General features: G+C 36.8%; 17 protein-coding genes. 3 read left to right on the plus strand and 14 right to left on the minus strand.

The window, feature by feature from the left end; all coding sequences use genetic code 11:
• Positions 1–49 precede the first annotated feature (49 nt).
• The 4 genes from GHT08_RS06845 to GHT08_RS06860 form a co-directional block, all read right to left on the minus strand.
• On the minus strand, positions 50–913 hold the full coding sequence (locus GHT08_RS06845; RefSeq protein ID WP_163580694.1) for a helix-turn-helix transcriptional regulator: 864 nt from the start codon (positions 911–913) through the stop codon (positions 50–52).
• Positions 914–1,257: 344 nt separating this feature from the next.
• Entirely contained in the window at positions 1,258–2,778 is a 1,521-nt protein-coding gene (locus GHT08_RS06850) for a PH domain-containing protein (protein WP_163580695.1), read from the minus strand.
• Complete coding sequence (locus tag GHT08_RS06855; RefSeq protein ID WP_163580696.1) at positions 2,775–3,257, minus strand: PH domain-containing protein; 483 nt, start codon at positions 3,255–3,257, stop codon at positions 2,775–2,777. The genes GHT08_RS06850 and GHT08_RS06855 overlap by 4 nt, the downstream gene beginning before the upstream one ends.
• Positions 3,254–4,435, minus strand: a complete 1,182-nt coding sequence (locus tag GHT08_RS06860) for a DUF418 domain-containing protein (RefSeq protein ID WP_163580697.1) — start codon at positions 4,433–4,435, stop codon at positions 3,254–3,256. Before GHT08_RS06860 ends, GHT08_RS06855 begins: the two co-directional genes overlap by 4 nt.
• A gap of 229 nt (positions 4,436–4,664) precedes the next feature.
• Here GHT08_RS06860 and GHT08_RS06865 point away from each other — a divergent pair, with 229 nt between their 5' ends.
• Positions 4,665–5,237, plus strand: a complete 573-nt coding sequence (locus GHT08_RS06865; RefSeq protein ID WP_163580698.1) for a hypothetical protein — start codon at positions 4,665–4,667, stop codon at positions 5,235–5,237.
• A gap of 13 nt (positions 5,238–5,250) precedes the next feature.
• Positions 5,251–5,454, plus strand: coding sequence for a helix-turn-helix domain-containing protein (locus GHT08_RS06870; protein ID WP_163580699.1), 204 nt, complete (start codon positions 5,251–5,253; stop codon positions 5,452–5,454).
• A 244-nt stretch (positions 5,455–5,698) separates the two neighbouring features.
• Here the strand turns inward: GHT08_RS06870 and GHT08_RS06875 are convergent, their stop codons facing one another.
• Positions 5,699–8,434 carry a choice-of-anchor I family protein gene (locus GHT08_RS06875; protein ID WP_238343515.1) on the minus strand — a complete coding sequence of 912 codons (2,736 nt, stop codon included), beginning with the start codon at positions 8,432–8,434 and terminating at the stop codon, positions 5,699–5,701.
• 220 nt (positions 8,435–8,654) lie between these two features.
• Between GHT08_RS06875 and GHT08_RS06880 the strand changes: the two genes are divergently transcribed.
• Entirely contained in the window at positions 8,655–10,673 is a 2,019-nt protein-coding gene (locus tag GHT08_RS06880; protein WP_163580701.1) for a cellulase family glycosylhydrolase, read from the plus strand.
• A 278-nt stretch (positions 10,674–10,951) separates the two neighbouring features.
• Here the strand turns inward: GHT08_RS06880 and GHT08_RS06885 are convergent, their stop codons facing one another.
• From GHT08_RS06885 to GHT08_RS06925, 9 genes are all read right to left on the minus strand, one after another.
• Positions 10,952–12,502 (minus strand): Na+/H+ antiporter NhaC family protein, encoded by a 1,551-nt coding sequence (locus GHT08_RS06885; protein WP_163580702.1) that lies wholly within the window; start codon positions 12,500–12,502, stop codon positions 10,952–10,954.
• Between the two features lie 478 nt (positions 12,503–12,980).
• Positions 12,981–14,957 (minus strand): glycoside hydrolase family 65, encoded by a 1,977-nt coding sequence (locus GHT08_RS06890; RefSeq protein WP_193568281.1) that lies wholly within the window; start codon positions 14,955–14,957, stop codon positions 12,981–12,983.
• Positions 14,950–15,843: a glycoside hydrolase family 43 protein gene (locus tag GHT08_RS06895; RefSeq protein WP_163580703.1), complete on the minus strand. Its 894-nt coding sequence runs from the start codon at positions 15,841–15,843 to the stop codon at positions 14,950–14,952. Before GHT08_RS06895 ends, GHT08_RS06890 begins: the two co-directional genes overlap by 8 nt.
• Before the next feature lie 91 nt (positions 15,844–15,934).
• On the minus strand, positions 15,935–17,551 hold the full coding sequence (locus GHT08_RS06900; protein WP_163580704.1) for a response regulator: 1,617 nt from the start codon (positions 17,549–17,551) through the stop codon (positions 15,935–15,937).
• A 3-nt stretch (positions 17,552–17,554) separates the two neighbouring features.
• Positions 17,555–19,348 (minus strand): sensor histidine kinase, encoded by a 1,794-nt coding sequence (locus tag GHT08_RS06905; RefSeq protein WP_163580705.1) that lies wholly within the window; start codon positions 19,346–19,348, stop codon positions 17,555–17,557.
• 25 nt (positions 19,349–19,373) lie between these two features.
• Positions 19,374–20,216, minus strand: coding sequence for a carbohydrate ABC transporter permease (locus GHT08_RS06910; RefSeq protein WP_163580706.1), 843 nt, complete (start codon positions 20,214–20,216; stop codon positions 19,374–19,376).
• Positions 20,216–21,154 (minus strand): carbohydrate ABC transporter permease, encoded by a 939-nt coding sequence (locus GHT08_RS06915; RefSeq protein ID WP_163580707.1) that lies wholly within the window; start codon positions 21,152–21,154, stop codon positions 20,216–20,218. The genes GHT08_RS06910 and GHT08_RS06915 overlap by 1 nt, the downstream gene beginning before the upstream one ends.
• 544 nt (positions 21,155–21,698) lie before the next feature.
• A complete protein-coding gene (locus GHT08_RS06920; protein WP_163580708.1) occupies positions 21,699–23,051 on the minus strand; it encodes an ABC transporter substrate-binding protein in 1,353 nt (450 codons plus the stop codon).
• 452 nt (positions 23,052–23,503) lie between these two features.
• Positions 23,504–24,640 (minus strand): Gfo/Idh/MocA family protein, encoded by a 1,137-nt coding sequence (locus GHT08_RS06925; protein WP_163580709.1) that lies wholly within the window; start codon positions 24,638–24,640, stop codon positions 23,504–23,506.
• Between the last annotated feature and the right edge of the window lie 7 nt (positions 24,641–24,647).

Here is a 24,647-nt window from a genome sequence, read left to right on the forward strand (position 1 = left end):
ATTAGTAGCATGACATTAGCGCAGGAAATTACGTTTCCCCCCTTCCCTGTTATACTTGATTACGGAATTGCTTAGGAGTGACTTGCTGATATTTCTTAAAGCATCTAATAAAGTTAGATGCTGTTGAAAAACCGATTTGGGAAGCTATTTCTGCAATAGGTATGTTTGTTTCTCTCAGTAATTTCTTCGCTTCATACATTCTTCTTTGTAATATATATTGATGAATTGTCATACCAAACTCTTTTTTAAAAAAGTGACACAAATAATATTTATTAAAGTGTAACTTGTCGGCAAGATCCTCTAATTGCCAATTGGTATTCCATAGACTGTTGATTTCTTTTAAAATCCTTTCTTGAGTACGAACTGGATTTGACGCTGATAGTTGAAAAATTCGATCCTTTGAAGTCTGTATTGATCGACTGAAAAAGAGCAATAATTCTGATACATAAAGAATTAATGCATGTTGATGTTGCCAATTATTCGGGGACATATCTTCTTGTAATAGTTGACGAATAATATGCTGAAAATTTTCATAGCCTCGTTCCTCTATTTGCAAAAAGAAATGTGGTGTAGGTTGTTGATTTAATAGGCGTTTAAATGCTTGAAAGATTGGCTGCTCATAGCAAAACAAATCATCCTGAAACATGATCATGACGCGATCATATGCCTGATTATTTGGCAAGTTCACTTTATGCAGATTCTCACTGTTAAACAAAAGAACATGACCTCTCTTTAAATGAAAGACGCTTTCTTCAAAAATAAACTGCGCTTCTCCATTTCTCACCCATACAAATTCATAACCGCAATGGGAGTGGAAGTCTTGTGGTGTCTGGTTATCCACCTTATGTTGGATGGTGAATGTTGTTGGTACGTCCTCTTGTTTTTGTACGGTTTCTAGTTTCTCTATTAACACCCTTTCACCTCCGTAATATTAGAAAACGTTTTCATTTTGTATTATAGCATAAATATTACCTATTCCAATAACGAAATATTGTTGAAAAAATATTCCTAGATTGCTATTGGTAAAAGAGACTTAAACTAAAGAGTAATTAAATAGTAAAAATCCGAACATAAATGTCTGAGAACACATAACGCTTCGGTAAAACACTTCGCTTTCCGTGGTACAGCGGTCTGCTAACTGTGTGAAGAAGAACACTTCACACAGTGGATCTTCAGCTCGCGCTCGTCATGCGGAGTCTACGTATTTTGCCTATGCTAGGTTAAGATTTGTTCGGATTCTCGTTCTTCCTGTTTTAGTTATCTTCCAACTTCTTGTTGATAGATTGTATCTTTCTGTCTTTGCAAATACCAATGTTGAAAGGTTTTGGCAAAATCTAGCGGTACATCATTGATCGTTTCAATTCTCGTCGGTGTAGAACGATTCATCGTTGAAATAGAAGCGAGCTGGAAAATTCTCTGTAGCATCGATTGCGAATAACTCATTTCGATGACCCGTCTCCTTTTCGTAATAAACATTCTACTAGTTAAGCCGCCATGCCACCATTGCAATTGATCATCTGAGATCGAATACTTCGTATGGAGATAATCTAGTATTCTATTCACGATAACGATCAGTAATAACAACAGTGACAGTAACCACCACGCTGCATCCATTTGAAAAATAGTTGGCTTGAAATAAATGAGACCAGCAGTTACCACTATCCAGAACCAACTCGGTTTTAATAATTTCATATATAAAGAAGACTTTGTTAATCGATTCATAGATTCCTCTACATAGTAATCCGGTAATAGAGCTTCCATTAATTGATAGGCTCGATTAATCGGCAGAAACGGATATAACGAATTTACACTAACGGCATGATCTTCTGATTGAGGGCTGGCAGAACTGATTAACTTCACTTCCGCTAATCCGAAAATACGTTTAAGTAAAGTTTGTTCGATTTCTAAACCTTGTATTTTCTGTTTTTCTATTGCAAATTGTGTCTCGTCTAATAGACCTCTCTCAATATAAATATGAGTAGCACTAGATGAAATGCGGTATTTCCCATAACGAGAAAATGTTCTGACAATACCGATAATTATTGCAATCACAACGGCAACGACGCTTAACATGATAATTAACCATCTGCTATCAATAATTTGATAGAATATACCTTGATAATGATCTGAATCAGGTAATAGTGGCCCAATAATGTCATACAATCCCATCACGATCGGTATGATCGCTAAAAAACTGAGAGAAGTAAAGCTAGCTTTTAGTAAATCCTGATGGGTAGGCTCAAAATGTATTACATGATCTGTTTCCACTTTCTTTTCAGCTTCATTCACTTCTTCTTGCTGAGCTTGTTCTTGTGCTTTGTTTTCCAACTTAGGCACTTGACTTTCCTCTACATTGGCTAATTCTAACAAAAAGGTAGCATGTTGTTTCGACAACACTTCAAAGGCAATTGTATCATCTTCACCATCCATCGCGGTTTCAAATGTAAGGGAAGTCAGACCAAATAGTTTGTGAAAAAGCGTAGTATGTCTTGTTACATTTTGAATTTTTGAAAAAGGAATCGTGCTTGTATGTTTGATAAAAAGACCTTTTTTGAGCTGAAAGGTATGATTATCCCACTCATACGTTTCTATAAACCAACTTACCACAATATAGATCAACCGTAATAAAACACCGGCAATAAACAGATAACGACCATATTCGAACAACCAAAAGTCAGAATTCCTTTTCACAACAAACAAGAGAATCCCTAGTATTAAACTATTTTTTATTAATTGATAAATTCGATATAAAATAGTTAAAGGATGATATCTCATCATTCATCCACTTCCTTTAGTTTGGCAAATTCAGCTATCTTCGCACGTAATCCCAGTGCCACATGTTCTTCTAAGGCAGGAATAACGTGTGAAGACCCCATTGTCTCGACTTTTATCGAACGCAGTTGATACCCCCGCATAATGGGCCCTTGACTGGTAGATACTGATTGAATTTTAGACATCGGAACGGTAACCAATTCTTTTTTGAACACACCATAGCTTAATTGAAGATAGTCATTACTGATCTGATAACGCCAACTTCGATATAGATAATGAGGCTCAATGAACGACCAAAGCGTACCAACAACCACAAATAGCAGAACAGCTATCAAGATCCAATTAGCCCATATAGGCCAGTCAAAGTAATTATCTAACCAAAATAATACTGCCAGCACGATAAGACCAATGATATTACCAATCGTTTCAGATATGATTCTAGCTTTAGGAAACTTCGATGATAATTGATGTTCTAATTCATTCATACCGCAACATCCTTTGTTTTTGTTTTCGGGTTCGGTTTCGACTTGAACGAAAGATAAACTACTAGTTTCATCAACCTTTCTAGTGGACCTTGTGTAAAGCGGTCCATATACCATTTACTACAAAACACTTGTAGTATGTAGATAGCAACCCCTAGAAAAATAGCAAACCATACTCCTAAACGAGCAAATAATCCTATCCCATACCCATAAAAAATAAAAGTACAGATCACCGTCTGTAAGATATAATTAGTAAGTGATAGTTTCCCGACTTGCTCAAACGCATATACGATCACACTCTTTTGACAAACGGTATACAAATAGGCAAACAGGAAAATGTACCCGATAGCCAAAATATTGCCTCCGACATCACTCAAAGCAATCGTTTCTGAGAAATATGGGATAAGCTTCAGCAGTAACCCAATCGGTATTAGCCAGAAAAATACCTGTTTATATTTATTTTTATTTTTTTCGGTTTGATGGAGCCATTCTTTTTTGCCAGCATAAATACCAAGTAAAAAGATTGGTAAAAAAACTACCGGTGTTAGTAATAAAATGAGCAATGCCTCGATTTCTCCAATTTCTAACGGATCTTCATTATTGCGATGATGTTGTATTTCCTGGTAAGTACCAGTTTGATAAATGGTTAATGTTTCTTCTAAGTAATGGTTAATAGTTGTGTCACTATAAAGTGCATATTCTTCTTCTGACCCCCAAGGAATATTCATTAATAACAGAAGTCCAAAAAGAATCACAAACCAAATGAAAATGGTCTTAGCCTTTCGTTTTACAAAAAATAATAGGAAGAGTCCTATTAAACCGTAAGATAATAAAATATCGCCTTCCCATAAATAATAACTGTGCAGATAGCCAAATGCTATCAACATCAAAAATCTTCTGAATAAATACCTTTTTACCGGTAATCCCCTGTCTTCTAATTTATTCGTCATCAAAACCAGTGAATAGCCAAAAACAAAAGCAAAAATAGGCATAAATGACCCTTCAATTAAAAGATGAGTAGCGTGATAACCTAGCATATCCATTGATGACAAATTAAAAAAGGCAATTTCATCTTTTCCAAAAATTCCGTATTGGAAGATTAATAGATTGGCTAGTAAAATTCCAAACAAACTAAAACCTCTTATTGCATCAATGAGTGAAATTCTCTGTGTTCGAACCATTCTTGTAGCTCCTTTGCATCTAAATCCATAATTTTCTATTTCACTATAACGGATAAATTATGTAATTTCAATATTTTTTTATTGTTTTTCGATAAATTTTTGTTGTATAATAAAGTGAGATGATGATCAGCAAGAGGTTAAAAAACCGTGCTGAAGTTTGAAGCGGTGGACTTACCAACGGTTAGCACCGTGATAAATGAGACATCCTGTTAGTTGAGGAGAGTATATAATGAATACAAAAATTTTATTTAAAGTAACCTATTTGATATGCCGAACTTTATTCATTCTAATTATTCCTATTGGATTATACAGTTTTCTATATCATATGGCATTTTTATTTTTTCCAAATTCCAGTTTTGCTGAATCCTTTGGCGAGTTCGAACCGACTATTAGCTTATTAACGATCGAATTTGAAACGCAGCCTGATATTTTTATCAACACCGACTTAAAAATTTTATCTTTTATTTGTGAGATAAGTTTATTTATACTTGTATTAGGTATTTTACGAATCGTTGATAAACTTTTTAAAAATATTTATAAAGAGAGTTTGTTTATTATGGAGAATGTTAAACTCTTTTATATGATAGGCATTTTCATTCTCAGCTTTGGGACTATATTCTTTTATACAGAAGGTCTTATCTTTGACAAAACAATTGAGGCGTTGCATATTACCAATGCTTCCATTGGATTTTCCAATCTGTCTTATATCGATACTATTTTCACTGGTATTGCTTGTCTGTTAATAGGGGTTGCATTGAAGGTTGCTGTAAAAGCAGTAGAAGAGAATAAATATACAATTTAAAGTGGGCGATTCAATGATTAGAATAAAATTAGATGTGATGATGGCAGAACGAAAAATGTCTTTAAATGAATTATCCGAAAAAGTCGGGATCACTCCAGCAAACCTATCAATTCTAAAAAATGAGAAAGGAAAAGCAATTCGTTTCAGCACATTGGCTGCTTTATGCAAAGCACTAGATTGTCAGCCGGGTGATTTAATGGAATATATGGAAGAGTAGTGATATTGGAAGATTTATTGTTTTCTTGATTTTTATGACAACATTAAGCGTTAATAGTGTAATTTTTAAAAATCATATACTGAGGAGAATGTGTGTTGAATATTTTTATTTGGATTGCAATGTTCATAGTAATATTTGGTAGTTCTTTTGCACAATACAAAAGTCGAAAAAAAAAGTAACATGACTGTTATGATGACTCAAAAAATCGCCATGAGCTTTTCAATCATGACGATTTTTTGTTTATTTAATCATTGGAGGTTTTTCTTTTTTGTTGTCTGATAACAACAATGGCCATTCCTATTAATAACAAACAACCACCTATAAGCAAGAATGTATACATATTCGTTGCTGTATCAGGTAATTTATTGTTGCTCTTTTCTTCCTTAGAAGATGAAGTGGATTGTTCTTGGTCTTCTTGATCCTCTTCGTCAGAAGTTGAAGGATTATTATCTTCCTTTTGTCCATTTGAAACATTTTCACTTCCATTCGGATCTTGTTCTCCCTCAGCTAAAGTAGTTGAATCTATTACAGTAAATATACTGAAATGATCTGTCTCAACGGAGATCCAATTATCATGCAGTGTTCCACCGACTTGATCCCACTCTCTGTCTTCCTCATTCCAATGATAAACAGAAGCAGCTTCATTTGTTTCAGCTAATTGAAAGGATAGTGTCACTGGTACATCAAAGTTAGAAACTACTTGGTCACCTTGTGTAAATTCAAGCTGATAAATGTCGGTTAGGGCGTGTTCACCATCTTCGAATTTAGCCTGATCTAATGTTTCAATCAACAAAGAAAGAGGTGCTTCATCAGTAAATGATCCAGCATTAAACGTTACAATAATATCTTCTCGCTCTATTGTAACAGTAATATCCTTATCCTTTATTTGCTGTAGTTGCTCCTTTGTAAAGCTAATGTCACTCACTTCTCCATGATCCGTAGGAAAAACAAGATTCAATGTAGCCTGTTCATCTAAATTAGCAATATCTGTTTCAACAATAAAGCTGTTATCAGATGGTTGCAATTGTTCACTCACATTAGCAAATAGTCTCTTCACAAACAGTGTATAAGTTGAAACAGATCCATCTTCTGCAATAACTTCTACATTTATTTCATTGTTTCCTTCCGCTAGTGCAATTGATTCCGCTGGATCTTCTCCATTGACAAGCACATATGCATCATCAGATTGTGTCATAGCTGATAATTGGATTTCTTCTACTTCGTTTGGAACTTCCAATTGATATTCCAATTGTTCTGGTAAAAACGAAGGATTTAACCCACCTACATCTACCTTTAATTCACTTAATAAAGAGTTAGCAGACTCTCCTAATTCATAAGCTGCAATCGTACCACTCACTTCATGAGCAGCTAATAAAATTGGCTTGTCCGTTGGGCTATCGTCTGCCTTAATAAATGTTAAACCTTCTGGTGCAACATCACCGCTTGCTGGTGTGACATCTAAATCAAGTCCTTGAAATACACGAGAAGTGAAATAACTATCAAAACTTGGCGAAGTTGGATTGCTCATATCATATACCATGATACCGCCTTGTCGCTCTAACCCTGTAAAAGCGTAAGTCTTTCCATTTACTTCTCCAGATATCACGCTTTCTGGCTCTATTCCTTTATCATCACTTCTTGTTTCAAATGTGTCTTCATCATTATTACTATTAAAATACTCTGGTTCGATTTCTGCAATTAATTCTTCAAACTCTGAACCACTGTCATAAACTAATTCTAATGTTTCTGCATCCCATACAGAAAAAGAACGTCCGCCATAACCATAGATAGCTTCATATTTTCCGTTTGCATTTGTTGGATGAGAAGTCGAAGTCTTCAATCTACCTAGTTGCTCATCATCAAATAGACCTTCCTCGACCATTTTGTCCAACTCTTCTTGATTATACCCTTGAAAAAGATCTGCATTTAATTGATAATCATCCACCAATTTCTTTACACGCTTTTCCTCTGAGAACCCATCCCAATCTTGGGCGTCTCCTTCATTTGCTGTTAATAAATAATCTTTACCATTGATTTCTACTATATCCATTCCATCCGGTTGATAAAGCGATAATACCGGCCAATTACGGATATTGATCTCGTCATCTTTATCTGATGCATCTAATTTATTTTCAGGTAAAGAATAGTCCTTATAACCTAAACTTTTCACTGTAAGAAATTCACCTGTTTGAATATCCAATTTTGCAATCGCATTTGCTTCCTGCAAGACAACATAACCAAATTGGCTTGTTCCATCTACTACAATGTACTCAGGCTCCAAATCTTCTGTATAAGTACTGTCAGGATGTACTTTTCTGACATCTCCCTCTATTATCTCTTCTGAAAAAGTTGCCGTCTTCACTGCTAAATGGTTACCTTCATTTACACCACTAGAAACATCAATAATCGATACTGAACCTTCCGGATTTACAGAGTAATCTTCACTTGGCTCACCTTCATTTGCTACTAATACATTATTGCCATCAGGTGTAATCGTAACCATATCTGGTAAAGCCCCGACTTCAACTGCTGTTAATACATCACCCTCTGTTGACATAAAAACAATATGTCCATTTTCCACTTTATTAGCAGCTGGGACAGACACAGCGATAAAACTGCTATCTGGTGCAATGGTTACACTTGTTAAGTCGCCAGCGTCAACCCCAAAATCACTGAGCTTAATTCGTTTCTCTAACTCCATTTCTGTTTGACCATCTGCAAGTCGTGATAAATCAATAATATCAAGCGTTTTTTCATATCCATTGACAGAGTAAGCTAAATATGTATTCGGATCATATGCAACGATTTCTGTCCCACCTTCATCAAGTGGAGCTCCACTGGTATAACGACCTAGCAGTTTCACAGCCAATGAGTCTTCACTTTCTGAATGATAGGTAACTTCTGAAGAAGCAGTTGTCATGATGGGATTTACTGATAGAAGAAAAGAAATAAATAGAATAGCAATTGCAAATTTCTTCATCATTCCACTCCTTTTTCCATATTCTTCTGCCATTCTACTTCTCTATCATTAATATAATATATTAATAATGTTAATAGTTTGTAAAAATTATCTTTATCTCCATGGATGTCTCATTTTCACATGAAAATAGCACTTATTTTTGATGTATTCGCAAAAAAACTGATGTGATAGATTTATATAATAGAAAGCGCTTTCTATTATATTTTGGGAGGGATTGATATTGAAGAAAAAGTTCACCTTAACTATGCTTACCTTTGTTATGCTGCTTAGTATTACTTCCATTACTACATTCGCAGAAGAACCCCCCACCGAAGAAATCAATATCCAGACATATGCCGAAAACATGCAGCCGGGTTGGAATCTTGGTAATACGTATGACGCTGTTGGTGAAGATGAAACAGCCTGGGGAAACCCTTATGTTACGAAAGATTTAATTAAAAAAATTGCAGATGAAGGATTTAAAAGCATTCGCATTCCGATCACATTTGATCAACGAATGGCTGATAATGGCGACTATCAAATTGATGAAGATTTTTTAGAACGAGTTGATCAAACCGTACAATGGGCGTTGGAAGAAGATTTATATGTGATGATTAATATTCATCATGATTCATGGATTTGGATAGAATCTGGAATGCAAGAAAACCATGATCAAACGGTAGAACGTTTTAATGCCATTTGGACACAGCTGGCAGACCGTTTTAAAGATGACTCACTGAAATTAATGTTTGAAAGCATCAACGAACCTAGATTTTTGGGAAGCGAAGAAGAGAGCCAGCAATACTTAGACGAATTGAATACTCACTTTTATCAAATTGTTAGAGAATCTGGCGGAAATAATGATATTCGTCCATTAGTGTTACCTACTCTTGATACCGGATCAGAGCCAGAAAAAATTACTGCTTTATATGATTTTATCGACAACTTAGAAGATCCCAATATTATTGCAACTGTTCATTATTATGGTTTTTGGCCATTTAGTGTCAATATTGCTGGGTATACACGTTTTGAACAAGATACAAAAGAGGATATCCACGCTACATTTGATCGTGTGCATGATACCTTTACGGCGAACGGGATTCCAACAGTAATTGGTGAATATGGACTGCTTGGCTTTGACGTAGATACAGGTGTTATCCAACAAGGTGAAAAACTGAAATTCTTTGAATATATGCTTCACTATGCTCAGGAAAAAGACCTTGTTCATATGCTTTGGGATAATGGCCAACACTTAAAACGCGATACATTGGAATGGTCAGATCAACATTTTTTTAATATAGTACAAACAAGCTGGCATACTAGATCTGCAGTTCCCAACGATAACTTCATTTACTTAAAAGAGTCTGAGGAAATCACAGATAGACCAATTACGTTTGAACTGCATGACAATGATTTTGAAGAAGTCTATCTGAATGATCAACAATTGGAAGAAGGGGCCGATTATCAAATCGTGGGAAATACGATCACTTTTTCTAAAGAATTATTGAGCTCCCTTGTAACGAAAAATGAATTTGGTACGGTCGCTACTTTAACTGTAACATTTAGTGGTGGTGTTGATTGGGATATCGATGTACGGGTCTATCAAACACCTGAATTGGAAGGAACAGAAGGTACAACATCCGAATTCCTGATTCCTACAAACTTTAATGGGGATCAATTAGCGACAATGGAAGCATATTATCAAGATGGATCATTTGCAGGCCCACAGAATTGGACGGCATTTAAGGAATATGGTTATACTTTTGCCCCGGATTATCAAGAAGGGTTTATCGAGTTAAAGGATACATTTTTTAATGAAGTTGAGGATGGAGAAGTTGATCTCACCTTCCACTTCTGGAGTGGTGAAACAATGGACTATACGATTGTCAAAGATGGGGAAAGTGTTACTTCTTTAGCAGAGGAAGAACCGGATAAGGAGGATCCAGTTAAAGAAGAGACAGAGGATGATCGTCCACAAGAAGAATCAAGCGAAGAAGTGGAAAAACCTGTTGACGAAGAAAACGAATCAACTAATCCAACAGACGATTCCAATAAAGAAGAAACGTCGACAGATTCTCATGAGGATGATAACAAATCAGAAGATACAACTGATCCATATCTAGCATCTAACCATGAGAAGGAAAACAATCGATTACCTGATACAGCTACTGCTCAATTTAATTATATGGGGATTGGTTTAGTCCTAGTATTAATCGGGATTGGCAGTTTAACTTGGTATCGTAAGATAAAAGGAGAATAAATAGGAAAAGGCCTTAGCTATTTAGCAAAGGCCTTTTTTTATAAGATAAGAAAGTATAAATTTTGCGCAGATGTCTAGCTCCGAACGCCCAGAAACTAAGCTACTTCACGAATTGCCCTACGATAAAGAAGACTTGCCGATTGGTGAAACCAGAGGCTTAGTCGCACTTATGCCTTTAGGTGAAAGTCATCATCGGTTCGTAAACTCACCGTGATTCCTTTATCTTAGTTAATTCTGGAGTCGCTACGTTTCTAATCGGGCGCTCTGCGCTTTTCTTACTATTTTGCATTCCGTTTTATAACAATAAATAAAACAGCAATCATCACAATAAATAATAATGTAACTGTTAACGAGATCATTACTTCACCAGTGAAACCGAAGATTAAATAACCAAGTCCTGCTGCCAAAGCACTGACAAACGCATATGGTAACTGAGTAATGACATGATCCATGTGATTTGCCCCAGCACCGGTAGAGGATAGGATTGACGTATCAGATATAGGAGAACAGTGATCCCCAAAAACAGATCCTGCCAGCACCGCAGCCATTGCTGGAAGTACTAAGTCAACATCATACTCGATAGCAATTTGTGCGGCAATCGGAAGCATAATACCAAACGTTCCCCATGATGTTCCAGTTGCCAACGCCATAAAACCAGCAATCACAAATAATAACAGTGCTAAAAAGTTCACGTTAAACGAATATTGCTGTACTAATTCAGCCAGATAACCACCAGTATCAATAGTCTCAATGATAGCTCCAATCATCCAGGCAAGAATTAAAATATAAATCGCTGGCATCATTGACATGGAACCATCTTTTATCACTTTCGCCACTGATAACTTAGTCCCACTTAAGAAAATATACATCATTAGTCCAACGGCAACAGCACATAAACCTCCGACAAAAAGGGACAGATTTACATTCGTGTTTTCAAACATGGTTAAGATCGTTGCTTTTCCTTCTGTTTCCAGATACCCTGTATAAAGCATCGTCCCAACGGTAGCAACTACCAATACAATAATTGGAATTAATAAATGCATGATTTTTCCGTTTTCATTTACAACCGCGTTCTCTTTCATATCGGCTGACATCGTTTGCTTTGCAGGGTCTACTACTTGACCTGTTTCCACTGCTCTTTTCTCATGAGTTCTCATTGCTCCAATATCAATACGAAAAATTGCCACTAAAAATACTAACAACATTGCCGCAAAAGCATACATATTTAATGGGATCATTTTAACAAATGCTTCTAACGGCTGAAATTCCGTCACTTCAGCTGCAACAAAAATGGAGCCTAGCGTCCCAATAATATAAGCGCCCCAACTTGAAATTGGTGTAATTACCGTGATGGGAGCAGAAGTAGAATCAATAAAATAGGCTAATTTTGCTCGGGATACCTTATATCGATCTGTTAATGGTCTCGAGACTTGTCCCACAGCTAAACTGTTAAAATAATCATCAATAAATATGAGAACACCCAGAAAGGATGGGACGAGTTGAGCACCACGTCTTGTTTTTACTTTTTGAATAGCCCATTCTCCGAAAGCTTTACTGCCACCGGAAGCTGTCATCACAACTGTCATAATTCCTAATAACACCAAAAAGACAAGTAAATAAATACTTCCTAGATTCCAACCATCTTCTGTGTAGAAGATATCTCGAAAGACGAGCCAGATTTGCTGAAGACTATCTACGATATTAAATTCGTGAATAAGCAAAGCTCCAACAACAATTCCGGTTCCTAAAGACAACAATACTCGTCTTGTCGTTAATACTAGTATCAGCATCAAAACCGCCGGAATTAAAGAATATATTGTACCTTCCATAAACATAACCTCCACTATTACTATCCTGTCCATAAAGTAAAACTTCTATCAGTAGGAGTTTGGCCCCACACTGACTATTAACGAACTTATCAAGGTGTTAGCGTCCATATCCCTACCTAGCTTCATGGATCATCTTGGAATGGATTGGACAGCGCCGTGATAAACACAGAAAAAACAGTAATAGAACAACGTCCATTACTGTTCCACTTCGAAATATATACTAAAATAGTGTACCAATTTTCAAAGCATCTGTCACTTATTTTTTTAAGGATAAAAGAAACGGAAATGTTGAATATATTTGGATGAATGAAGGTTTGTTTTTATTACGCACAGCTTTGCTTGCTTTTTCTTGAATTTGTCTATTAGATGCTTTCTTATGGACACTTTTTTCATTTTTGATCTAGCTTTGTCCGCAAGATCTATTCTTACGGACACGCCTGACGTTTTTCTTGTTTTGTCTGTAAGTTGATCATCTAATTTAACTATATATATCTTTTAATCCCTCTTGTTCGAGCGTCCATCCTTCTGGGAAACCTGTTTTCGCTGCGAGCATTGCTACTGCAATCAACAAAGCTCCATTTCCAGGAAGATAGACCGTTAATGCATCATGTTGGTAGTTATGTCCATTGATAGAGTAGGTATTTTTAACTTGATCCATTAACAAAAAGTCGACAGCTAAATCTAGCTCCCCAAGCCTTGCAGCTGTCATGGCACACATTGGAAAATCCCATCCCCATGCTGTTTCCCATTGCCATTCTTCTTTAACTTTATGCAATGTATCAAGCATTACCTTCTTATCTATTAATTCTCCTGGCAATACACCAAAAGCCGCTACTATTGATGGATGATCATGATTTTTTTCAGTAAAAGTATTTTCACAATCACGATGGGCTAAATAGACCCCATCTTTTACACGTGGCTTTGCTATTTTTTTTCTGACTGCTTTCCATTTTTCCGGTATTTCTTTACCTAATCGCTCACACCATTTGATCGCGATACCTAAGCCAAAATGCCAATATTCTAGTTCATATGGTGGATTAATGCTATCTTCCATCCGGTGATTCTCTTGCGCTGGTATGAGTCCAGGACCTAGTTGATAGACATCACGCTCTTCATCATAGGTAGCGAATGATACCATAAAATCAGCCGAAGCAAAAACTACTTCACTAAATGTCTCTAACATCTTTTCATCATTATTTGCTTGATAGCATAATTCAGCTAAATATATTGGATGTGGTTGCTGCCAAATTAAACCCGGAGCTATCGGTGATGGCGTCTGCTCTCCTTCTACACCAACCATTTTCGGCCAACGAGCACCTTGAAACCCTTGAGATTCTGCTAGCTGGTAAGCTTTTGGCAAAATATTGAGATACCAGTTCATACTTTTTTTCAAAATGGCTGGCCTTCCCCATAACGGAAAATGTGCAGCATGCCAATAATGCATCTCTAAATGAAACTTCCCAAACCAACTGTTATACATGTATCCTGTTTCTTGTGGTGGAACCGAACCACCGCTATGAGTAGCTAAAAGATATTGTGATAAAATCACCCGCCGTTCCAGTTCATCTGCACGAGGATCCTTACTTCCTTCAAAAGACAGGAAACCTCCGTTAGACCAGAATTCCTTCCAATGCTCACGCGATTCTGTAAACACCTGATCTGTTGTCTTTTCTATCAGCTTATTTTCAGAAAAAGACAGTGTAAATGTCAGTGTTTCAGCATCTGATGTTAATACCCATTTATGTGCTTCTGTTTGCCGAACTTCTCCAGAGTTCCACTTCCATCCTACTGTATAAGACGTATCATCCATTATGCGTTTCAACTTAATCGAGTTATCAGATTGGTTAAATACCTCTGTTTGATGTCCACTTTCTTCCCAATTCAATGCTAACGCATCTTCCCATTTTCGATCGGTGATATTGGGACTGGGAAAAGCTAATTGTATTGCGATTTGACCTTTTTTTAACAAGGATGAGGCTACGGTTACTCCGATGATGTCCTCTTCCGGAGCACAAGCTGTCTTTACCTTAACCTTCTCGCCATTTAAGATAAAATCACTCTCAATCACACCAGACCATAAATCATGCCTTTGCCTAACAGGTTTGACTTCCTCAGCATCACACAGAAACCCAATCTGTCCAAGTTGTAAACGATGAGGATTTTGTCTCAACCAATGATAGGCTTCTTCTTTATTTTCTGGAAAAAGCGGATATGGCGCCCCTTGGTAATATTGCATAGTCACATCATCTAATGTGGAACGATTTTTTCCACCAGTAGCATGCCAACCCCAATTTGATTGTGTACTTAATGGTGTCACATATTGCTCAGGGAAGGTTTGCAACCCCGTAAAGTCAACAGACATTCCGAATTCACCATTTCCAATGGATAACGGTGCCCTAGGTTCTATCTTGGTCACGACAGGAGCATGTTTATCGACAATCTTTTTTCTATTCATCCTCAGCCCTCCTAAGCACACCATTATGCTCTTCCATTCGAATAAAAATCGGTCGTTCGTTCGGCGTTTTATTTGGTGAATGCAATGTCAGGTGTAATTGTCCTTGTAAATCATGAAATAACATGCCATGACCACCATCACTTTCAAATAATGGCTTTTCATCATGCACCCATGGACCTGTTACGTCCCCAGTTGTGGAACGGGAAATCCCTTGGGCATAGACATTATCAACAAAACTAGCCCACAACATTAATAATTCTCCATTCTCCGCTTTATATATGTAGGGACCGTCTGTCACATAATTTTCTTTTGTATTTCGTGTTTTATGTTGAAATGATGTTGGCCAAGGGGCTTCTGATGCCGCAAAAAGGGTTACCGGATCTCCGATAGCTTTCTTTAAATCATCACTTAGGCGAACAGCACAAATCTCTCCATCACCAATCTGAACCCATTCATGACAAAATACCATCCACGGCTTACCTTCCTCATCAATGTGTAATGTTCCGTCTAGTGAAAACCAGTCTTTCGGTGTGACAATCCCTTCACTGTGCGGATGGAACGGACCTGTTAATGAATCAGATTTTAAAATAGCTGTACCACGTTTACCACTATCCTTTAATAGAAAGGTCGCAAACATATAATAAGAACCATTATACGCATGTACTTCTGGTGCCCAGAAATTCTCGTCTGAGTAAAACTCTATATCAGGGCGAAATACTGGATAGGGGCCTTCCCATTGCTTTAAATCGTCCCCAATCCAAACATCAAAGCCAGTACCCTTTCCCCAGATATTTTGATCGGTACTACCGAATAAATAATATTTTCCTTGTTTACGATCTACAAAAACAAATGGATCTCTAATCTGAACTTCCTGATTTACCTTCATTAAATCCCCTCCCTTATCAAATTAAGCTCCTCTTTTCGAAGACACTTTTTCCACTTTTTCCTTTCTTTTGTCCTCGAGAGCACTTCACATCCTAAAAATATTCAGATGGGCTTACACCTGTAATGGCTTTAAATACTTGACTGAAATAAGTAGAGTTTTGATATCCTACCATTTCACTCACTTCATAGACCATATACCTTTTTTCGCGTAATAATTCTTTCGCTTTGGTGATTCGATACTGGTTCAAGTAATTAACAAACGTTTCACCGGTTACTTTTTTAAATAACTGAGATAAATAATTGCGGTTCACATAGAGCATATCGGCAATTTCAGCTAACGTGATTTCTTCATCATAATAATGATGAACATGCTCCTTCACCTGCTCTACTAATTTACTCGTCTTCTTGCCAGCTAGTGCCTCCTTAGAATGCTCCACCCACTTTCTTAATTGCTCTGTCATCCATGCTAGTAAATCTTTCGTTGTATGATAATTATAGACTTCAATCAATAAAGATGACTGCTCTTCAGGTTGGGATTCACCATGATCGATTGACTGATTTTCCATCATTAATGCACTTAAAATATTGATCGAAACGGTTTGGATCATATAAAAAGGAGAATAATCCCCTTCTGATAAACCGTTTACAAATTGATCCCAGATTGCTAATAACTCATCGTAATCCTTATCGCTAATTTTTGTATGAATGTCTTTAATCGTTTCAAAAGGATATACATATGCATCACCAGAGCCTTTCTGCTTTGTCTCCTGGTAATGAAATACTTTGTTCCATTCTTCATACTCCGCAACTTCTAAAGCTTGCATACTTTCCGAATACGCGTCTGTTAACTGATGCAAGCTTTTTCTGACATTGCTGACCCCAATCATAACGGATACTTTTAAGTAATAGAGGACATTCTCCAACATTTTATGGACGAGCTTATCATTTAATTGCTCTAAATAAATTTCATTTCCGGGCAAAAAGACTACCATTACATAGGTAGAATCAGAATAATCAAGAAGATGGGTAACAAAACGATATTGCTCAGAAAACTGCTGTATGGTTTCCACCAAAATATTGCCTACACTAAACTTCATTAATTGCCATTCACGCTCATGTGCTTTTGTTATATATGGTGGTCGATTAATCATAATCGATGTCACCACTTGGGATGCATTTACATCTACTTCTAAAAGCTCCTTGCTTTCAACAGACAAATCCTTTGATTTGTACCGATTAAACAGAAGATTACGGATAAATGTATCTTTTCGGTAGGCTAAATAGGCAGGGCCTTGTTCTCGATAAGTTTCAAGGATTGCCTGTTGCTTATCCTCTGACTCGATTTCTTGCAATACTTCCTGAATCACAGTTTCGATTTCCGTCACTGGTGAAGGTTTCAAAAAGAAATGTTTGACACCATATTGAATCGCCTTTCTAGCATTATCAAAGTGATTATAACCACTATGAATAATGATCCGGATAGAAGAATAGTTTTCGCTTACCATTTTAATCAAAGAAAGACCATCCATCCCAGGCATATAAATATCTGTAATCAGCAGGTCTGGTGTTTCTTCTTCGATCATCCTTATAGCTTGTTCTCCATCATTGGCACTACCTAAAACTCGTATCTGTAATTTCTCCCAATTGACGTGCTTGATTAAGCCATCTCTTACCGATAATTCATCATCAACAATTATAATGGACTTCACTCTCTATTCCCCCGATTCATTTGCCTGAGGTTGTGTAGCAGGTTGTTCTTCATAAATCGGTACGCGAATTTCTACGACCACTCCACCTTTTTCATGATTATAAATGTCAACATCAAACTGCTCACCACAATACATGGCAATCCGCTCTCTTACATTTTGAATACCAATCCCTTTCACATTAGAAAAACTCCAATTATCCGGTAATCCTGTCCCATTATCCTTGACAGTTAGCTTGATACAATCGTTTTTTTCGCACATTTCTCCAAGAACCATAATCTCCATTCTTTTAGACCCGGCATTATGATAGCCATGTTTTATACTATTTTCGATAAAAGGCTGGAGAATAATTTTTGGAACATAGTAATCCTTCATATAAGCTGGTACGCGAACTTTGTAATCAATAGCTTGTGGCTGACGTTGCTTTTGGATATCAATATAACATTTGGCATGATCTAACTCATCACGCAACCGAATAAACTTCAAACCACCACTCAAGCCGATTCGTAGCATTTTGCTTAACTTATTAACCATTTCTCCAACATCTTCTGCATCATGGTCAAGTGACTTCCACTTAATCATATCTAATGTGTTGTACAGAAAGTGGGGCATTATTTGACTTTGTAATGCACGCATTTCTGCTTCACGACGATTGGAATTTTCCTCTTCCAGCTTTTCCAATAACTCTGACAATTCGTTCGTCATCTGATTAAAGTTCTTTCCTAAAATATCATACTCTTCAACGAAATGGCTTTTCACCTGAACATCGAATTCTCCCTTTTCCACTTTACGCATGGCCTTCACCATATGACTAATTGGTTTGGTAATCCATTTTCCAATACCGTACACAATCGGTATCGATAACAGAATTGCAATTAACCCAATCACTAACACATGAACACCAAGCTCTTGGGTTTCTGCATACAAATCATCAACTGGAATAACCTGTACAAGTCGCCACTGTTCATAATTCGGGCGGGAAATTAATAATAAGTAATATTCATTGTCTTTTTTAATTAATTGATGGTGGTCCGTTAATTCATCATATTCTGGAATTAACCGTTCATATATTTCACTTTCAACAGAAACGGTAATATCATTTAGAATCGGATACTCTTCCCGTGAGTGTGTTTCCGCAATAATTCTTCCACCAGTATTTAATAAAATAAATGGTTCATTAATTTCATCATATAAATCCATATCCACTAAATATTCCAGAAAGTTTTCCGCAAGCACATTGACTTTAATATATCCGACTGTCTCACTGCGCTGGTTTAAAATCCGGTGAACATAACTAATCATTTCTCTATCCATCAGTTCGTCGGTATGCCTTGGCACCCAGCCATTATCAACATTCTCAATAAAAGGTTCAAACCACTCCTGCTCGGTCAGGTTGGATTGTGGCTGTACATTATAGTCATAAAGATACGAATACTCCTGAAAACGATCCGTATATATTTCAACCGAATAAACCTCTTGTTTTAAAGAAGCAACATTATTAGCCAAATTCTTCAGTTCATTACGTTCCACTAATGCTTCATATGGCGTGGTGCCCGTATTTTCGAACATCTCAACAACAGTACGATCAATGGCAATAAACGTTCCCGCCTCACGAATATTTTGGATTACACCTGATAATTTATTAGCGCTTTCATTTAATAACGTCAGTTTTGCCTCACTAATTTCATCAGAGGTAAAATTAAAAAAATATTGGTAAGAAGAATAGCTGACACCTGCAAGAAAGAGGGCATTGACGAAAACAAAACAGACAACCATTATCGTTTTTAATTTTCGAATCATCGATATCCCTCTTTTCTAACCAATACTAACCTTTTATACCAGTAGTTGCTATGCCTTCCACAATATATCGTTGAAAAATGAAAAATACGGTTGTTATTGGAATTAAGGAAAGCACGGACATTGCAAAGACAGATCCCCAGGAGGATTCCCCTTGTGAATCTAAAAATAATCGTAAACCTAATGGAACTGTAAACGTATCAACGGTATTTAAATATAAAATTTGGCTAAAGAAATCATCCCAAGTCCAGATAAAGGTAAAGATCGCTGTCGTAATTAATACCGGGACCGCTAAAGGCATAATGATCCTCGTATAAATCTGATAAATACCGCAACCATCCATGATCGCGCTTTCATCTAACTCACGAGGAATCCCTCTAAAAAATTGTACCATGAGGAAGATAAAAAAAGCATCTGTCGCTAATAATTTCGGGACAGTTAATGGCAAAATCGTATTAACCCATCCTAAATTATGAAAAATTGTATATTGCGGAATAAGCGTTGCATGTGCTGGTAACATAATCGTCATTAGCATACATGCAAACCAGAGCTTTTTCAATGGGAATTTCAACCTAGCAAAAGCATATGCTGCCATCGAACAAGTAATGAGATTGGCTAGTACCGCAATCATACTTATTAAGAACGAATTTTGAAAAAATTGTCCAAATGTAACATTTCTTACTACATTCCAACCATTCGTATAATTATCCAATGTCCACTCTTTCGAAAAAATACTCGGCGACGAGAAAATAAGTGTTTCCGGCTTAAACGAACTCGCGACCATCCATACCACCGGATATAGCATCAATAAACCGAATACGATAATGAAAACATGTGTTAAAATCTTGCTTGTTTTCGTACTTTGATTCATTACAATTTCCCCCCGTCTTCATAATGCACCCAGTATTTTGATGAGAAGAAGATAACCAGTGTCATCACACCTAAAACAAACACTAACACCCATGCCATTGCAGAGGCATATCCCATCTCAAATTGCGTAAAACCTTTCTGGTATAAATAGAGAGTGTAGAATAACGTGGAGTTAATTGGCCCACCTGTCCCCTCACTTATAATAAAGGCTGAAGTAAACACTTGAATTGATTTAATTAATTCAATTACTAAGTTAAAGAAAATAACTGGTGATAATAATGGCAATGTAACACGGAAAAACACTTGACGTTTCGTTCCTCCGTCAACTGCTGCTGCCTCATAAAGTTCTTTCGGAATTTGTTTTAGCCCTGCCAAGAAAATAACCATGGAAGCACCAAACTGCCATGTTGCTAATATAATGATCGTTCCTAATGCATAATCAGGGTGTGAAATCCATCCTTGTCCTTGTATATTGAAATAGGCCAAAACCTGATTGACTAATCCATCAATTTCAAATAAATTTTTCCAAAGAATCGCAATTGCAACACTTCCGCCAAGTAATGAAGGCAAATAATAGGTCGTTCGATAAAAGCCGATACCTGCCATTTTTTTATTCAATAATACAGCTACTAATAAAGCTGCGATTAACTGTGTTGGTACTGCAATAAATACGAAGGTTAACGTGACTTTTGCAGATGCAATCCACCTTTCATCCTGAAACATTGCTTGAAAGTTGGAAAGACCAATCCATTCCGGTGTATTTAATAAGTCAAAACGTGTAAAAGATAAATATAATGAGCTGATCATGGGTCCTAATATCAACCCAAGAAAACCGATTAACCAAGGTAAAAGAAACACATATGCAGCGATATATTGCTTGCGTTTTTCCTTCGATTTTTTCTTTATCATCGGTGTTTCTAATGCTTCTGTACTTTTCATTGTCACCTCTCCTAAATCTTTCTGTGTGTTGAAGTCTTCATCTCAGCAAACCAATCTCTGTTGATTTTCCTGAAATTGAAAAAAACGAGAAAGCCCACCCGGTCCTGTCCAAAGTAGTTATTTTGACATGAATAATAGGCGTAACAACCGCTGCGGCTTGCCCACTTCGCTAATAACGTTCTACATTGTTTTAGCGTACGAACATTACGTCTTTTATTTCACATTGTATAAAACCTCAAAAAGTTAGCTGTCACATACGTTGTAGAGCTGCTTTATAGCGGAGGCCGCCCACTTTCACTCGAGGGCTACTGAAAAACCCCATGGAAGGGGAAGTGGGCAGCCGAAGCGATGGTTATGCGATTGATATATTTCAAAATGACTATTAAAACAATCGTAGATCCACTTAACATTTAGTCGGAGCTAGACAAATACCTAAATTTTATGCTTTCTTTTCAGGCTAAGACTTCAAAAACATGGATGGAACAAAGTGACTCACTAGGAGTCACTTTGTTATCAAGCTTTTTATAATGGACAGTGTTTCACTTTATTCTTCAACCTCTTCATTTTCGTATTTTTCAATATTGGCAAGTAATTCTTCGTAATAGTCTTCTGCAGCTTCATCTACTGATTTTTGGTCGTAATAAATAATTTGCTCTGTTTCCGTGAATAATTGGGTATTTTCATTGTAACCAGGTAAGTTAGGAACAAATGGTGCATCAGATGTTTCACTTACTAAATCAATGTAAGAGTAAACAGCTTCATCTAATTCTGTAGCTTGATCAATCAAGTTTTCACGCACATCAGAATTAACCGGTGCACCACGATCATTACCTAATATTTCAGTAGCTTCGATGTTATTAACGAAGAAATCCATAAATTTTGCCGCTTCTTCTGGATGCTCTGTATCCTTATACGCCGCAAAATACTGACTTGGTCTTAGGGATACGCCGTTTTTACCCGTTTCTGAATTAGCTGGGTAAGGATATAGTTCAAACTCATCCTCTGTCGCACCTGTGTAAGCACCGAGCTGGTTACTTGCAACAGATTCAATCGCTACGTCACGTTGCACAATCAAGGATTGTTCTGGAGTTTGGGATGCTGACACTTGTACCTCCGGAATAGCAGCGCCGCCACTTTCACGAAGTTCTTTCCATAAGTTGAACCATTCTTTAACATCATCTGCTTCAAAACCAACTTCACCATCTAAATAGGTATACTTATCTGTTTGTGCGAGAAATACACCAAAACCATCTTCACCAAAATCCCCTGCACCATATGTTCCATCCAGATTCTCAGATAATTGAGGTGTTATCTCTTTAAAATCTTCCCATGTCCAGTCTTTACTTGGCATTGAAATACCAGCTTCTTCAAACGCTGTTTTATTTAACAGTAAGCCCCATGCTGTTGTACCAAGTGTCACCCCATACAATTGGTCATTAAATGTTGCCGAATCCAACATACTTTGATCATGTAAGCTTATATCTAATTCATTTCCTACGTAATCATCTAATGGTAAAATTACGTCTCGAGCTACAAAGTCGTTTAAATTACCACCAAATTGTATAACGTCGGGAGCATTTCCAGCTGCCAGTTGTGTATTTAATTTGTCAAAATAACCATCAAAACCAGAATACTCAGCCTCAATCGTTACATGAGGATTTTCCTCTTCGTACATTTCAATCACTTGTAATGTGCGGTCATGTCGCTCCTGACCACCCCACCATGCTACTCGTAAAGTGACCTCTTCACTATCTGATGCCCCTTCGTCATTTTCTGTCTCTGTTGTATCTTCTTCAGATCCTGTATTTTCCTCATTTTCATTAGCAGAATCCGAACTACAGGCAACCACCAATGCAGTAAAAAATGCTAAAACTAAAAATAAATACCACTTTTTCATCACTAATAACCCCTTTCCAATTAAGTTAAGTTCATTTTATATTGTAAGCAGTTTCAATTAAATAAATAAAAGTAAGGGCTTACATAAGAAATCTTAGGTAGATTGAAAAATGGATATGTTTTGATTTCTTGGTTAAATAGAGGAACCTGGAGGGTATAAACAATTTTTCTGCAAACATTCATAAACATTTTGCAGGTGCACATATTAAAAAGGAAACATATCACGGGTTAATAACCGTGACAAATAAGCCATAAGAAGGAGTTGAATACTGTGCCAAAGAGGAAATATAACCTAAAAAATGTTAGAGCAAATACAGAACGTAATTTCTTAGCAACGAATACAACATTGCCACAAAATAAAAATAAATCAAAATAATGTAAGCTTTAAAATGTCGTTTTTCCTGAACTTACCAGCAGATAAATTGCATATAGAAAGAGAAGACCATATCCGGTTCAGCCTTCTCTTTCTTTTTCCATTATGGCATGTAATTTTTCAAGATAAAGCGATTGGTCAAAAGGTATAGATACTTCTCGCTGCAGCCAGTCCGATAAATAAATAGCATTAATCAGCTCCACATTACGTTCACCATCTACTTTTGTCGCAAATAACCGAGTATTTTCTGTTATGCTTTCCATGAAATTTTCCATGATGCTAACATATGGATTTTGCTTAACCTCCCTATAATCCAACATCTTTTCTTGATAATACGGGGGATTTTGCTCCAACGTCTTGAACTCTGCTAAACTTAACTTCTTACTCCAGAGCTGTTCCTCTTGATCAAAAACTTTCATGTTCATCCAATCCCCGTTTTCTATCATAATCTTGCCTTTATCTCCCAGGATCTCAAGCCGATCTGTTCCGAAAAAATCATGAGTACGGGATGTAAAAACACCTGACATACCGTTCGTATAAGTAAAGACAGCTATTACATCATCATCAACTGTAATGTCTCGTTGAGATCCATACTTAAGGTGTGCAAACACTTTTTCAGGCATCCCAAATAACCAAGTGATTAAATCAATGTGATGTGATGCTTGATTGATTAAGACGCCGCCACCTTCTCCATTCCAGGTTGCACGCCACTCATTCTGTTCATAATAGGCTAGCGGACGCCATGTTTTGGCAGCTGTCCATTGCCAGTTTCTAATATTACCGATAATACGTTCCACCAATACATCCTTCAGCTTTTGATAAACTGGCTTTGTCCGTTGATTAAAAATGATACCAAAACGCAAATCCGGTTTTTCTTCGGCTAATCGATTTAGTTCTTCAAGCTCTTTGGTATGTACACTGAGCGGTTTTTCTACCAATACATGTTTGTTATGGGCAAGTGCTTCCATAGCAATTGCGACATGCTGAAAATGAGGAACACAAATGATAACAGCATCAATTGCTTCATTTTTTACTAAATCGTGATAATCCTGATAAAATAACACCTCTTTAAAGTGCTCCTGTACGTAGTCTCTTTTCTCCTCGCTTCGTGAATTGACGGCTGTTAATGCCATTCCTTTTACTTTCCCGTCATGAATGAGTGATGCGTATTTTGTACCTTGGAGACCGAGTCCGATAATTCCTACTTTGATTGACACTGCTTGA

The organism is Gracilibacillus saliphilus (genome assembly GCF_010994085.1).
In the GTDB taxonomy this organism is placed as follows: domain Bacteria; phylum Bacillota; class Bacilli; order Bacillales; family Amphibacillaceae; genus Gracilibacillus; species Gracilibacillus lacisalsi.